Source organism: Bartonella sp. EBT8 (assembly GCF_055796165.1).
This window is the reverse complement of record NZ_JBTTDJ010000019.1, coordinates 1-15,686: the sequence shown is the minus strand read 5'-3', so window position 1 is coordinate 15,686 and position 15,686 is coordinate 1. Positions and strand designations below refer to the sequence as shown.

Here is a 15,686-nt window from a genome sequence, read left to right as displayed (position 1 = left end):
TAATGCCTATCAGGGTTTGAAGATGATGTCTTGTTTTGTGAAGTGGATTGCGTTCATTGCCTTTATGTTTGTTATCGATATTGCCCGTCTTATGGATGCGCTAGACAATATCTTCACACACCTCAAAAGGTGGGTCAGCAAAAGTTAGAGATTTTAAAACTTAAAAAACTCCCCAAAAAGTACTGCTGATTCGGAATTGAAAGAATTGCAAAGTAGTGGTAGATTTGAAAATTCTATTCCCTTGCTTTTATTTACAGGTCCCTCACTACAAAAAATATATAGAAAATCAATGAGTTATTTTAAGTGAAAAATAACGTGGCTCCCCGGGCCGGATTCGAACCAGCGACCAACCGGTTAACAGCCGGTTGCTCTACCACTGAGCTACCGGGGAATAGTGCTCAATCATTCAACTGCAAGGGCTATAGCAAAGCAATACTGATTTGCAAAGGGTAAAATTACTTTTTTTCAAAAAAATATTATAAATTGTAGAAGAAGTGAAAAAAAGAACAGAGAAAATTTCTACATCTTGACGGATGTATTGCCTTCCCTTATTGACACTTGGTGTGTTTGTTGATGAGGCCTCGTGGCGGAATGGTTACGCAGAGGACTGCAAATCCTTGTATCCCGGTTCGATTCCGGGCGAGGCCTCCAGATGATGCAAAATAAGATGGCCTTTAGGGGTAATAGAGGCAAGAAAGCAGCTTTCCTTCATGGTAAAACACTTTTACATGAAAAATATGTAATTAGAATCGAATTGTTGACTGTAGCGTATTTTTTTGTAACACCCATAGTAAAGGATTTTAGGTTCTCATTATTACCGTTTTGTTGTATTCTTGTTGTATGTAGGAGAAGAGGGTCGTTATGGTTGCAGATTTTGCAGAGCTTCGCCGCAAAATGGTTGATAATCAAATTCGTACAGTAGATGTGACGGATTTATCAGTGCTTGAAGCATTTTTAATGGTACCTCGTGAAGATTTTGTCCCAGAAGCTATGAAAGCTTTAAGCTATCTTGATACCGATATTACTATATATCCAGAGCAAAATGGGTGCCCTACATGCTATTCTATGGGACCTGCTTCATTAGCAAAATTGCTTCAGCTTGCAGCTGTAAAATTATCGGATGTTGTTTTAGATATTGGTGCAAAGAGTGGTTATTGTGCGGCATTACTTTCAAAACTTGCAGGATCTGTTGTTGCGTTGGAAAGTAATAAACTTCTTTCAGAACGTGCTTCTGAGATTTTAAAACGTAATCAGTGTGACAATGTGGTTGTGGTTCATGGACCTTTGGAGCAGGGGTATGCTGTTGGGGGGCCTTATGATTTGATTTTTATCGAAGGTTCTGTCGATTTTATTCCGGAGGGTATTTTTGATCAAATAAAAGATGGTGGACGTCTTGTTGTGGTTGAAGGACAAGGTAATTCTGGTGTTGCGCGAATCTATGTAAAAGAAGGTGGAGTTATTGCGGGGCGTCGTGCTTTTAATCTCGCTGTAAAAGGTCTTCCTAGTTTTTTTAAAACGCCTGATTTTATATTTTAGTATTTGTTTTGTTTGTAAAGATGATTTTATGGTTAGTTTGGGGTGTGTGATTGTGCATAGTGTGTTCAAAATGAATAAAAAATTTCAGGTGTTCTTGTTGCTGGTTTTAAGTGGTTTTATAGCACGGTCTGTTTGTGCTGAAACATTGATGGATGCTTTTTTTAAAGCTTATAGACACAATGCTAAATTGAATAGTGAACGTGCCGCTGTGCGTATATCAAGTGATGATGTGGTCATTGCACGGTCTGGTTTATTGCCACAAATTGAAGGGGTTGGAAGTTATGGGCGGAGTAAATCCATGGTGGGGCCCTATACAACTTCTGGATCTATAGGGATAAGGTTCAATCAAAGATTATTCGACGGTTTTATTACGCAAAATATGTTTTCTTCAGCTCAGATTAAGTTGCGGGCACAGCATGAATATTTGCGTAATGCTGAGCAAAATACATTTCTCGACACTGTAACAGCGTATGCTAATGTATATCAAGCCCGTCGTATTGCTGATCTTCGTAGAGAAAATTTGGCAGCTCTTGAAGAACAAGTTCGTTCGAATAAAGCAAAATTTGATGTAGGTGAAGGAGGGCGTGTTGATCTTTTCCAAGCGCAAGCTGCACGTTCTGTAGCTGTTTCAGAGCTAAGTCTTGCGCGTGCTGATGTAAAATCAGCTGAGGCAGTTTATCGACAAGTTATTGGTTCTGATCCTGAAAAATTAAAGCGTCCACCAATGGCAAAAAATTTACCAGTTAATCTTGATGCTGCTTATCAACTTAGCGTTGCCATGCATCCAGCAATTCTTTATGCAAAATATTTGGTTGATGCTGGACTTTACAATGTAAAAGCTAAAGAAGGGGCGTTGCTTCCTAAAGTGGATTTTTCTGCAACAGCGTCTTATAATCGGATTTACAGTGGTGATGGAGAGGATGGAGTTTCTAAATCAATAGGGGTATCAGTGAGTGTTCCCATTTTTGAAGGTGGGTGTACGTCTGCTCAAATTCGCCAATCTAGGGAACAGCTGGGGCAGGCTCATCTTCAGCTTGATTTGGCTCAGAGTAATACAAGACAGGCACTTACTTCTGCGTGGTTTCAGTTAGAGGGGGCACGCGCTTCTTTAGTTGCTTATCGTGAGAGTGTTCGTGCTGCTGAGATTGCTCTTAAGGGGCGTGTTCAAGAAAATCGTGTTGGGCAGGCGACAACATTGGATGTTTTAAATTCTCGTACTCAGTTAATTAATGCACAAATTGCACTTGCGATGGCAGAACGTAATGCTGTTGTTGCTAGCTATAGTGTTCAATCTTCCATTGGTAAATTGACTGCAAGTTATTTAGGTTTAAGAACGAGTAAATCTATCCGATAATACATATTAATCTACAAAGAGTTTTCGTTTGTAAAAGATAATATGTTGATAGGTGAGCCTATTAGAAAGTAGGGTGATTAGGTCTAGTGCTTTAAATAAAGAAAGTTGTGTGTAGCATCTTACTGGTGACAACCACGTTTGAAAATATAAGGGGAGATATGTTGATCTTATGATTCTTTTGCTTACACTAAGGATATGATTCTGTTTGTTGTTGCGTTTTTGAGAGGTTTTTAAGTATGGTACAGAGTTCAAGCGTGTTACGTGAACCAAGTATGGATGAGATTTTGACATCTATCCGTGAGATAATCGAAGAAAATGCGGTTCAATCTGATCACTTTTTAAATGAAGGTGTTGCAATGAATACCTCTGCAGATCGTTTAGAATCAGCATCGAAAGGGGGGTATGGTACAACTTTATCGGTTGATGATGCAATGAAGGCTTTAGCTGATCGTATTGGACTTTCTTCTGAGAACAAAGATTATTCGTTAACAGAAGAGAAAGAAAATATAGAGGTAGAAAAGAATACGGTTGGTGTGGATATGCAAAAAGTGAAGCTTGCTTCTGAAGAACAACGCTCTACTCATAAAACAAAAGAATATGGAGATGAGAACTCTGTATCGCAGATGGGAAATATGGCTGCTGGTCGTGTGGAATTATCTGAATATTGTATTTCTTCTGCGGAGAAGATCGCAAAGGATGTGCTGCGTCCCGCTATAGCAGAATGGTTGCAGCATCAATTGCCTGTTTTGCTGGAAAACATTTTACGTGAAGAGATTGTTAAGGCAATTAAGAAATCATCTTAGCTGGTTGTTTTATTATTATTTTTGTTATTTCCATTTATTTTTAAGTATTTTGTTTGCGGTTTTGCAGGCTCAATGTCTATAAATAAGGTTGCAGGTAATATGATCGGATTTTAGGTCATGTGCTATGCTTTTTAGCGGCGTTATGGGTGAGTAGAATGTTAGAAAAAAACTATGATGCTGCTTTGATAGAGCAGCGAGTTGCAAAGAGGTGGGAAGCCCGTGGTGCTTTTGAAGCGGGAGTCGGTTCAAAAAGTGATGCAGAATCCTTTTGTGTTATGCTTCCGCCTCCTAATGTTACTGGCTCACTTCATATGGGACATGCACTTAATACGACAATTCAAGATATTGTTGTTCGATTCCAGCGGATGCGGGGAAAGAATGTATTGTGGCAACCGGGGATGGATCATGCAGGAATTGCTACGCAAATGGTTGTTGAGCGTCAACTTGCAGAGCATCGAGAGCCAACGCGCCAAGAAATGGGAAGAGAAAAATTTATTGAGCGTATTTGGGAATGGCGTCACAAAACTGGTGGAGTTATTGCGAACCAGTTGCGTCGACTGGGGGTTTCGTGTGATTGGTCGCGTGAGCGGTTTACAATGGATGAAGGTTTATCCCAGGCTGTTCGTGAAGTTTTTGTCACGCTTTATAAGCAAGGATTGATATATAAGGATAAGCGTCTGGTTAATTGGGATCCTAAGTTGTTAACGGCTATCTCGGATCTTGAAGTTGAGCAAAAAGAAGTTAAAGGCCATTTGTGGCATTTTAGATATCCACTTGAAGGTAAAATTTTTGATCCAAGTGATGCTACAACTTTTATAACAGTGGCGACAACACGGCCAGAAACAATGCTTGGTGATACAGGCATTGCGGTTAATCCTGAAGATGATCGTTATAAGAGTCTTATAGGACAAAATGCTATTTTGCCGCTTGTTGGTCGTAAATTATTGATTGTTGGTGATTCTTATGCAGATCCTGATGCAGGAAGTGGTGCTGTAAAAATTACACCAGCGCATGATTTTAATGATTTTGAAGTAGGGCAGCGCAATAATCTACGTTTGATCAATATTTTCACAAAAAAAGCTGAGATTTTTCTGCGTGACAATGAAGAGTTTCTCGATGGTTTAGTTTTATCTGATGAATTAAAAACATTGATAGAAAATCTTGATCAGTCTGATCGTTTTCTTGCGCGCGATAGGATTGTTTCTTTGATGGAAGAGGGAGGGTATTTAGCAGCTGTTGATGATCATCCACACTCTGTTCCTCATGGAGATCGTAGTGGAGTGCCCATTGAACCATTCTTGACAGATCAATGGTATGTTCATGCTGCAGAATTAGCTAAGCCTGCGATAGAGGCTGTTCATCAAGGAAAAACGCAATTTGTTCCCGATAGTTGGAAAAAAACCTATTTCAATTGGATGCAAAATATTCAACCTTGGTGTATTTCACGCCAATTATGGTGGGGGCACCAGATACCCGCTTGGTATGGTCCTGATGGAGTGGTTTTTGTTGAAAAGAGTGAAGAAGAAGCTTTTGCTTCAGCTTTCTCTCATTACGGTGAAGTGGTTGAATTAACCCGTGATGAAGATGTTTTAGACACATGGTTCTCATCTGCTCTTTGGCCTTTTTCAACGCTAGGTTGGCCAAATAAAACGATTGAATTGGCTACCTTTTATCCAACATCTTTATCGGTTACAGGATTTGATATTATCTTTTTCTGGGTTGCTCGGATGATGATGATGGGAATTCACTTTATGGGTGAGGTTCCTTTTCCAACGGTTTATGTGCATGCTTTGGTCCGAGATCAGAAAGGAGCAAAGATGTCAAAGTCGAAGGGGAATATTATTGATCCATTAGAGCTTATTGACCAATATAGCGCCGATGCTCTCCGTTTTACTTTGGCTATTATGGCAGCGCAAGGTCGTGATATAAAACTTGATCCTTCTCGTATTGCAGGTTATCGTAACTTTGCTACAAAATTATGGAATGCTACACGGTTCGCAAAGATGAACGGTGTTAAACATGATCCAGATTTTAAACCAGAAAAAGCAAAACTTGCGCTTAATCGTTGGATTTTAACAGAGCTCTCTAAAACTGTTTCAGCAGTAACTGCTGGTATTGAAAGTTATAAGTTTAATGAGTCTGCTAGTGTTCTTTACCGCTTCATTTGGAATACGCTATGTGATTGGTATCTGGAACTTCTCAAACCTATATTTCAAGGTTCCAATGAAGAGGCTAAAAATGAATCTCAAGCTTGTACTGCATGGGTTTTAGATGAAGTTTATAAGATTTTGCATCCTTTTATGCCTCATATGACAGAGGAATTGTGGTCTCTTACAGAAACGCCAAGCATGAAACGTACAGATATGCTGGCGTTGGTACAATGGCCAGAAGGAATATTTGTAGATGAAGAAGCCGCGGCTGATATTAATTGGCTTATTGATGTTGTTAGTGGAATTCGCTCTGTGCGTTTTGAAATGAATATTCCGGCAGCTACGTTAGCGCCTCTTGTTATTGTAGAGGGAGGAGAAGTAACGCAAGAGCGTGTACAACGTTATGATACTCTTCTTAAAAAATTAGCACGTATTGAAACAATTCATTTCTCTGATAAAGTTCCTGCTGTATCAGCGCAAATGATTTTGCAAGAAGCAATTTTTTGCTTGCCATTGGGGCAGTTGATTGATTTGGAAGCTGAACGCGCTCGTTTGATGAAGGATATCAGTAAAATTGAACAGGATATTGAAAAAATATCGGTTAAATTAAATAATCCTAAATTTATTGCAAATGCAAAACCAGAAATTGTTGAGCTTGAGCGCAATAGGATTGAAGAATTGCACGCTGCGCAGAGAAAAATATCTGTTGCTTTAGAACGCTTAATGTAATTGAATCTTTTATTATCTTCTTCTTATAAACAACTTATTATGTTATTAACTCTCAATTTTTTATAGAGACTCTTTTTTCAATTTTATCTTCTCGTGTTTTTCATGAATGATTGTAATAAAAAATTAACAGATTTTTTGCATTTTATGCTTATAAAATAACATGTTAGCGATTTTTCTTTAAGTTTCTCACCATTCTGGCACTGGAATGGTTTCTTGACATTTTATCTATTTCAACTCTACTTTTTAGTAAATTCATTTCTCTATCGAGTTATTTTATGTTTTCATAACAAGAATATTCAAATAACAAAATATTACAGTATCAAACGATTTATTACAAAATATAAAATGATAATTGATGTTTAAAAATAAATTTGTTGTTGGTGAAAAGAAAAGAATCTTTTGAGTTGATTTTGGGACAATTCCCTTTATTCATCTTTCTGTTAGAATTCTGAGATGCAAAATATCTTTTTTCTTTATTTAAAAGGATTGTTAGTCCATACAAAGAAGTTTGTAGAAGATGTGATGTTTCAAACTAAAATAAGAAAAAAATTGTAGATGCTAAACAGGCTTAAGGCATTAGAAAAAGCCGTGATTGTTATTTTTTAAGTATACTGCTTTCTCTTGTTTATGGGATAGATGCAAATAGTATGCAGAAAGCTGCTAAGTATGCATTTTATTTTTTGAAACGTGGCATGTCTGTATAAAATGGGCAAATAAATCAGGCACTTTCAGCGTTACGTTGTGTAGGCAATAGGGGAAATTATGCAGAGGGTGATGGTATCTCTGAAGATGATTATAAGGCATACAATTTTTTGCATCTATCGTTAACAAAGATGTTTATTTGGGTTCAAAAGATGAACACTATGTTTCTGATGTATTGGTTAAACTTGCGTGTTCTATAAAAAATATTCCTCAATCCCCTGTAAAACTTATCATCTTTATATGCAAGCGGCAACAAATTATGGAAATCCTATAGCTGAGTATTATTTGGAAAAAGTTTCTATCGAGGAAACGAACAAAAAAAGTCTTGTACAGGCTAGCACATGGTTACAGCTTGCAGCAAGAAAAGGGAATCTTTATACTTAAGCAATACTGGGAAATATGTTGCTTCAGGTAGAAAAAATTGTTCGCGGTATAGCAATATTAACTGTAGCTTATAAGCTGATGTAAAAAATCGAAATTGGATTATTTTTCTTATGCAAGAGCACGCTTTCGCCCTCTGTGATGAATTTAAAAAATGTACAACAATATTACTGGCTGATGATATTAAAAAAATATTATTTTTTGAATATTTGAATTATAATATTTTCAGTCTCTGATATTAGATCTTGATTTCTTATATTTGAGCTTACAATAGAGGTAGTTTTGGTTGTAATATGACCGTTAATGGTTCAAGATCTTAGATAAAAAATCCTGCGCTCGTGGTGTTCTAGCTTGTGGGTCAGAAAAGAACTCTTTGGATGAGCAGTCTTCGAGAATTTCTCCTTGATCCATGAAAATAACACGCTCAGAGACTTTTTGTGCAAATCCCATTTCATGTGTCACACACATCATCGTCATACCTTCTTCGGCTAAGCTGACCATAACATCGAGTACTTCACCTACCATTTCAGGGTCTAGAGCAGATGTTGGTTCATCAAAAAGCATAATGAGTGGATCCATCGTTAAAGCACGAGCAATAGCAACACGCTGTTGCTGCCCCCCAGAAAGTTGACCGGGATATTTATTTTTATGATCGATGAGTCCCACGCGTTCAAGATATAATAATCCGCGTTCGAGTGCTTCTTTTTTACTGCGCTTTAAGACTTTGATTTGTGCAATTGTTAAATTCTCTGCAACAGATAAATGCGGAAAGAGTTCAAAGTGCTGAAATACCATTCCCACCTGACTGCGTAATTTAGGCAAATCTGTTTTTTTTGAATGGACTGGTGTCCCGTTAATCCAAATTTCACCTTTTTGGAATGGAACAAGAGCATTAATGGTTTTAATGAGTGTTGATTTTCCTGAACCTGATGGTCCACAAACCACAACAACCTCTCCTTTGTTAATATTGGTTGTACAATTTTTAAGGACATTAATTTCGCCATACCAGTTGGAAACATTTTTTATTTCGATCATATGAGTAGTCATTTTTTTTCCTATTAGCGAATAATGGATATTTTTTTCTGGAGATATAGAACTATCTGCGACAGTGTGAAACAGATAACAAAATAGAAAAGTGCTGCCAAGATATAAGCTTCTTGCTTTACTCCAAAGTTGTTAGCAACAATATCAAAACCATTCAAAAGACTATTGCCACTGATTGCATAAACAAGCGTTGTATCCTGAAAAAGGATAATGACTTGGGTTAAAAAAACTGGCAACATATCTCTAAAGGCTTGGGGAAGAATTACAATGTACATACTTTGCCAATATGTCATTCCAAGAGCTTGTCCAGCATGTTTTTGTCCTTGCGGAATAGAATTTATACCGGCACGCATAATCTCGGCAAAATAAGCGGCTTCAAATGCGGTAAAGGTAATAAGTGCTGATTTGTTAGCTCCGATTGATGTTCCAGTTAGGAAAGGTAAAAGCACAAAAAACCACAAGATAACCATAACAAGCGGTATTGAGCGCATGGCTGTTATATAAATTATTGCAAGCCAAGAGAGCAGCTTTATAGAGGAAAGCCGCATCATTGCTAAGAGCGTGCCGAAAATCAGTCCTAATATCGTTGCAAAAATGGTCAAAAAAACACTAAACAGCAGACCTGATAGAATGTAGGAATGGAATATATCAAAAGTAAAAAATGAAAAATCGAAGTCTGAAAAATCGAAAGAAGAAAAAAAATCAAACTTGGAGGTTATGAAATTTATCATATTCAGTGTTCCTCTGTTTGAAAATTAGGAATTTTGAGAAGCTGCTCAATTATTGTCATAATGATAAATACGGATAAGGCTATAAAAATATAAAGAATCGTAACGATGAAATAGTTTTCATAAACATGGCTTACTTCTTCAATTGTTTGATATTGAAATTGCATCAGTTCATTTATTGAAACGGCGAATGCTATAGAGGAATTTTTCACAATGCCCATTGCCTCTGAGGTAAGAGGGGGCATGATTGTACGTATAGCACGCGGTAATATGATATAACGATAAACTTGGTAGGTCGTAAATCCCATAGCCATAGCAGCGTAGCGCTGTCCAGTAGGGATTGCCTCAATGCCTGAGCGGACTTGTTCCGCGATTCGAGCGGAGGTAAAAAATCCTAAGGCACATGTTATGAGCAGAATAGGTGAAAAATTCATCGCTGGTGGATAAATTTTAGGGACAACAAAATACCATAAAAACACTTGTACAAGCAAAGGAATGTTACGCATGATCTCTACCCAGATCCCCCCAAGAGCACGCAAGAAGCAACGAATCAGGGAAGTGTTTGGTAGAGTACGCATTGTTCCTATAATGATACCCAAAAATACAGCTAAGATTAATGAAGAGATTGATAATATCACTGTATTTTTTAAGCCATCAAGCAGTGTATCTAAATAGGTGTGACTTACACCAGGAGTTCCAAGGCATCCAGCCACAAATGTTTGGGTAAGATCATCTGTACAAAGGAAAGAAAAGTCCATTAATTGATATTTCCTATAATTTAGTCATCTGTAAAAGAAGATAATAAATCAGCTGTATTTCCATAAGTCACATATGCTGAATTTATTAAAAAATGAACTAAAATATAACCACACTCAATTTTCAAAGAGTGTGGCCGTTTTTTTCAAATTCTATAAATTATTTTCTGCATAGTTCTCGCGCGGTTTATTATTTGGATGTTCCCAAGCATATTTTGTCGCTTTAGATAAAGGAAGGTTGATAATCGCATTTGCGGGCGGAATTGGTTTCATAAACCATTTATCGTAAAGTTTTTCAAGTGATTCGTTTTTGATTTGGCGCACGATGCTATTGTTTATTTCTTGTTCGAAGTTTTTGTCATTTAATCGAAGCATACAAGCGATAGGTTCGACTGAAAGCACTGTATCAAGAATGATATAATCGGATGGATTTTTTGATTTAGCAATATGTCCAGCAAGAATTGAAGCATCCATAACAAATGCATCCGCACGGCCAGATTCTAACAATAAGAAGCTATCTCCATGATCCTTTCCCTTCACAACATTAAAGTGAATATTTTTTGCACGTTTATTTTGACGGATAAGTCGAACAGATGTTGTACCAGTCGTTGTCGCAACTGTTTTTCCATTTAAATCGGCAAGAGATTTAATATTAGAGTTTTTCTTTACAGCAATTCGAACTTCCTCAACATAAGTGGTATAAGCAAACGCTGCTTCTTTACCACGTGCAACATCATTCGTTGTTGAACCACATTCAAAATCATAGGTGCTGTTTTTTAGGAGAGGGATTCTATTTTGTGATGTGATGGGAAGATAATGAATTTTAATGGGTTTACCAACTTTTTTTGAAATATCATCAATAATACGCTCTGCCATTTCTGTGTGAAAACCTACATATTTATCATTACCAAGAGCATAGGCTAGACCTGATGATTCACGCACACCTAGCGTAATTTCTCCTGTTCGTTTTATTTTTTCAAGTGTATCGTTTCCTGCATGTGCCGCATGTGTGAGCCCAATAGCCGTTGCTGCAATAAATATTAGTAGCGATTTTTTCATGATGTCCTCCGTTCATTTGCAATTTTTATTCTTGTTTATTGTTTAAGATATATTGTCATGCACGGTCTAGCACATTTATATTCTTGGTGGGATATTTTTTATCTCAAAAAAATCAGATGGCATACTTTGTTAATTGAAATTAAGATGGACCCAAACGGGAATATGGTCTGATGGTTTTTGATATCCTCTTACTTCTTTTTGGCTATAAGCACAGATAAGTTGATCGACAGCTTCTGGTGATAATAGAAAGTGATCAATGCGAATTCCGTTATTTTTAAGCCATGCACCAGCTTGAAAATCCCAGAAGCTGAATGAAGGAGCTTCTGTGACATTACGAATAGCGTCATAAAAACCTAAATGAACAATACTCTGGAATGCTTGTCGTGTTTGTGGAAGAAATAAGGCATCATGATTCCACTGTTGAGGATTTTTTGCATCTAATGGAGTAGGGATAACATTATAATCACCAGCTAGAATAAGAGGTTCTTCATATGCAAGCAATGATTTTGCATGCGCGTATAATCTTTCCATCCATTCTATTTTATAAGGATATTTTTCGCTTTTGACAGGATTTCCATTTGGTAGATAAAGAGATGCAACACGAATAACGCCTTTGTTTGTTGAATAAACGGCTTCAATATAGCGCGTTTGTTCATCATTGTCATTGCCTGGTAAGCGACGGATAACTTCATCGGGTGTTTTCTTAGAGAGAATCGCAACACCATTAAAACTTTTTTGTCCGTGTGTCTCTATGTGATAACCTAAGCCTTCAATTGCATCGCGTGGAAAATTTTCATCGGTACTTTTAATTTCTTGTAGACAGACTATATCAGGCTGATTTTGCTGGAGCCATTGATATAATGTTTCATGTCGTGCTTTTATTCCAGCAATATTCCACGTTACTATTTTCATGATGCTCATTTTAAATATTACATGTACAGTTTGTTAAATAACTGCGTTAAAGTGTTTTATGAATGTTTCCAAGATGCGGTTCTGTCTTTATTATGGAGAACGATAGTACTATGAGAATTTGATTTATCAAGAGTTTCGGTAAAAACCAAATTTTAAAGTCTATAATTTATTTTTTTCCATTTTTAAGAATTTTCTGTTGTTTAGTTCTTGACGAATGGATGTGTTCTCGCTATTAGGGAGTCCTGTAAACGATGTGAGAGTGATGCATAAGTTTGGATATTTATCCGGAGTTTCATTTGAACAGGTTTCATGTTAAAGATTAAAAGCAAATGCTAGTGCAAAAGGCTGTTGCCTTCTCTGCTTGTAATCGGGTGGCTGTTTATAGCGGCTGTACCCGATTTTATGTGTGAGCTTGGTTTTTGCTCCGATTTTATCGGAATGTATGAAATGAAAAGCCCAAGTGGGTGAGACGAACTTAGATCGAAAGAGGAAGGTTGCATGCCTACCGTAAACCAGTTGATTCGCAAGCCGCGTATAGTGCCTGTTAAGCGCAATAAGGTTCCTGCTCTTCAGTCGAATCCGCAGAAGCGTGGGGTTTGTACTCGCGTCTATACAACGACGCCGAAAAAACCCAATTCTGCACTTCGTAAAGTTGCTAAGGTCCGCTTAACGAATGGATTTGAGGTGATTGGTTATATTCCTGGGGAGGGGCATAATCTTCAAGAGCACTCTGTTGTAATGATTCGGGGTGGTCGTGTTAAGGATTTGCCGGGGGTTCGTTATCACATCATTCGTGGTTTGCTTGATACGCAAGGTGTCAAGAATCGTAAACAGCGTCGTTCAAAATATGGCGCAAAGCGTCCAAAATAATATTGAGAGACAAAGCCGATGTCCCGTCGCCATAGAGCAGAAAAGCGTGAAGTGAATCCAGATCCTAAGTTTGGTGATTTGGTTGTTACAAAATTTATGAATGCCATTATGTTTGATGGTAAAAAATCAGTTGCTGAGCGTATTGTTTATGGTGCGCTTGAGGTTGTAGAACAGAAGGTAAAGGCAGATCCTGTGGCTCTGTTTCATCAAGCGTTGGAGAATGTTGCTCCTCATATTGAGGTTCGTTCACGGCGCGTTGGTGGTGCTACTTATCAGGTTCCTATTGATGTACGTCCTGATCGTCGTCAGGCTCTTGCTATCCGTTGGTTGATTTCGGCGGCGCGTGGACGTAATGAGACGACAATGATTAATCGTCTTTCTGGTGAATTGATGGATGCAGCTAATAATCGCGGTTCTGCGGTAAAGAAGCGTGAGGATGTTCATCGTATGGCTGAAGCTAATCGTGCGTTTTCTCATTATCGCTGGTAGGCATATTTAAAATTTAAGGCAAGTGCAAATGGCTCGCGAATATAAAATTGAAGATTATCGTAATTTTGGTATTATGGCGCATATTGATGCCGGTAAGACCACTATGACTGAGCGTATTTTGTTCTACACGGGTAAAAATCATAAAATTGGTGAGACCCATGATGGTGCTTCTACGATGGACTGGATGGAGCAGGAGCAAGAGCGCGGTATCACGATTACATCTGCTGCTACGACAACCTTTTGGGAAGGGCGCGATGGTAAGAAGCGGCGCTTTAATATCATTGACACACCAGGGCACGTTGATTTTACAATTGAGGTTGAGCGTTCTTTGCGTGTTCTTGATGGTGCGATAGCGTTGCTCGATGCGAATGCTGGTGTGGAGCCTCAAACAGAAACGGTTTGGAGGCAGGCTGAGAAATATCGTGTACCACGTATGGTGTTCGTCAATAAAATGGATAAGATAGGTGCTGATTTTTATCGTAGTGTAGAAATGGTTGGTTCGCGGTTGGGTGCTAGGGCGCTTGTTTTACAGTTACCAATCGGCGCTGAAAATGATTTCGAGGGTGTTGTTGATCTTGTTGAAATGAAGGCTTTGAAGTGGGATGGTTCCATTGGGGCTTCGGCAGTTGTGAGCGATATTCCATCCGATTTAATGGAAAGGGCGGAAGAGTATCGTGAAAAGTTAATTGAGATGGCGGTTGAGGTTGATGAGGCTGCGACAGAGGCTTATTTGGAAGGTGTTATGCCAACCAATGAAGAGCTTGTTGCTCTTATTCGTAAGGGAACTATAGAAGTTCAGTTTCATCCGGTTTTATGTGGTACGGCCTTTAAAAATAAGGGTGTTCAGCCGCTTTTAGATGCTGTTGTTTCCTATCTTCCTTCCCCGGTTGATGTTCCTGCAATTAGTGGTGTTGATGTGAAGACTGAGGCTGAAGCGACGCGCGAATCTTCAGATGATGCTCCCCTTTCTATGCTTGCTTTTAAAATTATGAATGATCCATTTGTTGGTTCGTTGACTTTCTGTCGTATTTATTCTGGTAAAGTTCAAAAAGGTGTTTCTCTTGAAAATACAGTGAAGAGAAAGAAAGAACGTTTGGGGCGTATGCTTCAGATGCATTCAAATTCTCGTGAAGATATTGAGGAAGCGTTTGCTGGTGATATTGTTGCTCTTGCGGGGCTTAAAGAAACAACAACAGGTGATACTCTTTGTGATCCGTTAAAGCCTATCATTTTAGAGCGGATGGATTTTCCAGAGCCTGTTATTGAAATTGCAATTGAGCCAAAAACAAAGGCAGACCAAGAAAAAATGGGTATAGCGCTCAATCGTTTAGCTGCTGAAGACCCTTCATTTCGTGTGAAGTCTGATGAGGAATCTGGGCAAACTATTATAGCTGGAATGGGTGAGCTTCACCTTGATATTATTGTTGATCGTATGCGGCGTGAATTTAAGGTTGAGGCAAATATTGGGCAGCCTCAAGTTGCTTATCGTGAATCGATTACCAAAACCGCAGAAATTGATTATACACATAAGAAGCAATCTGGTGGTGCTGGTCAATTTGCTCGTGTAAAAATTATTTTTGAACCTCATGAAGGTGATGATTTCATTTTTGAGTCAAAGGTTGTTGGTGGTGCTGTTCCTAAGGAATATATTCCGGGTGTTCAAAAGGGGATTGAGAGTGTTATGGGATCAGGGCCTCTTGCAGGATTCCCAATGCTTGGTGTAAAAGCTACTTTGATTGATGGTGGCTATCACGATGTTGATTCTTCTGTTCTAGCTTTTGAAATCGCTGCTCGTGCAGCTTTTCGTGATGGGGCGAAGAAGGCTGGAGCGCAGCTTCTTGAGCCAATTATGAAGGTCGAGGTTGTGACTCCGGAAGATTATGTGGGTGATGTCATTGGTGATCTAAATTCTCGCCGTGGTCAGATTTCAGGAACTGAGGCGCGCGGTATTGCTACAGTTGTGAATGCAATGGTTCCTTTGGCGAATATGTTTGGTTATGTGAATACTCTTCGTTCGATGAGTCAAGGGCGTGCGCAGTATACGATGCAATTTGATCATTACGAGCCTGTTCCTTCGGCTGTTGCTTTGGAGATTCAAAAGAAATACGCGTGATTTTATTACGTGATTAATTTTTAACTTAGTCCTTGATTTGGACAGAAAATGGAGAGCTCAA

At 38.5% G+C, this 15,686-nt stretch carries 12 protein-coding genes and 2 tRNA genes; 8 read left to right on the top strand and 6 right to left on the bottom strand.

The annotated features are described in order from the left end of the window. Window positions 1-316 precede the first annotated feature (316 nt). A tRNA-Asn gene (locus AC0QT4_RS08235) sits at window positions 317-391 on the bottom strand. Window positions 392-577: 186 nt separating this feature from the next. Between AC0QT4_RS08235 and AC0QT4_RS08230 the strand changes: the two genes are divergently transcribed. From AC0QT4_RS08230 to AC0QT4_RS08210, 5 genes are all read left to right on the top strand, one after another. Beyond that, window positions 578-651, top strand: a tRNA-Cys gene (locus tag AC0QT4_RS08230). Window positions 652-861: 210 nt separating this feature from the next. Continuing rightward, a complete protein-coding gene (locus AC0QT4_RS08225; protein ID WP_473201208.1) occupies window positions 862-1,536 on the top strand; it encodes a protein-L-isoaspartate O-methyltransferase family protein in 675 nt (224 codons plus the stop codon). Between the two features lie 28 nt (window positions 1,537-1,564). Further along, window positions 1,565-2,890, top strand: a complete 1,326-nt coding sequence (locus AC0QT4_RS08220; protein ID WP_473201207.1) for a TolC family outer membrane protein — start codon at window positions 1,565-1,567, stop codon at window positions 2,888-2,890. A gap of 236 nt (window positions 2,891-3,126) precedes the next feature. Then, the gene (locus AC0QT4_RS08215; RefSeq protein ID WP_473201206.1) at window positions 3,127-3,693 is read left to right on the top strand and encodes a DUF2497 domain-containing protein; all 567 of its coding nucleotides are present in this window, start codon (window positions 3,127-3,129) and stop codon (window positions 3,691-3,693) included. 155 nt (window positions 3,694-3,848) lie between these two features. Then, window positions 3,849-6,572, top strand: a complete 2,724-nt coding sequence (locus AC0QT4_RS08210) for a valine--tRNA ligase (protein ID WP_473201205.1) — start codon at window positions 3,849-3,851, stop codon at window positions 6,570-6,572. A 1,383-nt stretch (window positions 6,573-7,955) separates the two neighbouring features. Here the strand turns inward: AC0QT4_RS08210 and AC0QT4_RS08205 are convergent. The 5 genes from AC0QT4_RS08205 to xth form a co-directional block, all read right to left on the bottom strand. Further along, window positions 7,956-8,702, bottom strand: a complete 747-nt coding sequence (locus AC0QT4_RS08205) for an amino acid ABC transporter ATP-binding protein (protein ID WP_473201204.1) — start codon at window positions 8,700-8,702, stop codon at window positions 7,956-7,958. Window positions 8,703-8,713: 11 nt separating this feature from the next. Further along, the gene (locus tag AC0QT4_RS08200) at window positions 8,714-9,430 is read right to left on the bottom strand and encodes an amino acid ABC transporter permease (RefSeq protein ID WP_473201203.1); all 717 of its coding nucleotides are present in this window, start codon (window positions 9,428-9,430) and stop codon (window positions 8,714-8,716) included. Window positions 9,431-9,432: 2 nt separating this feature from the next. After that, complete coding sequence (locus tag AC0QT4_RS08195; protein ID WP_473201202.1) at window positions 9,433-10,185, bottom strand: amino acid ABC transporter permease; 753 nt, start codon at window positions 10,183-10,185, stop codon at window positions 9,433-9,435. A 150-nt stretch (window positions 10,186-10,335) separates the two neighbouring features. Beyond that, window positions 10,336-11,241, bottom strand: coding sequence for a transporter substrate-binding domain-containing protein (locus AC0QT4_RS08190; RefSeq protein ID WP_473201201.1), 906 nt, complete (start codon window positions 11,239-11,241; stop codon window positions 10,336-10,338). A 129-nt stretch (window positions 11,242-11,370) separates the two neighbouring features. Then, entirely contained in the window at window positions 11,371-12,153 is a 783-nt protein-coding gene (gene xth, locus AC0QT4_RS08185; RefSeq protein WP_473201200.1) for an exodeoxyribonuclease III, read from the bottom strand. A 498-nt stretch (window positions 12,154-12,651) separates the two neighbouring features. On the opposite strand from xth, the gene rpsL reads away from it, so the two are divergent. The 3 genes from rpsL to fusA are packed head-to-tail and all read left to right on the top strand — an operon-like array spanning window position 12,652 to window position 15,625. Next, entirely contained in the window at window positions 12,652-13,023 is a 372-nt protein-coding gene (gene rpsL / locus AC0QT4_RS08180) for a 30S ribosomal protein S12 (protein ID WP_241438641.1), read from the top strand. A gap of 18 nt (window positions 13,024-13,041) precedes the next feature. Further along, a complete protein-coding gene (gene rpsG, locus AC0QT4_RS08175) occupies window positions 13,042-13,512 on the top strand; it encodes a 30S ribosomal protein S7 (RefSeq protein WP_473201199.1) in 471 nt (156 codons plus the stop codon). A gap of 28 nt (window positions 13,513-13,540) precedes the next feature. Next, the gene (gene fusA / locus AC0QT4_RS08170; protein ID WP_473201198.1) at window positions 13,541-15,625 is read left to right on the top strand and encodes an elongation factor G; all 2,085 of its coding nucleotides are present in this window, start codon (window positions 13,541-13,543) and stop codon (window positions 15,623-15,625) included. Window positions 15,626-15,686 lie beyond the last annotated feature (61 nt).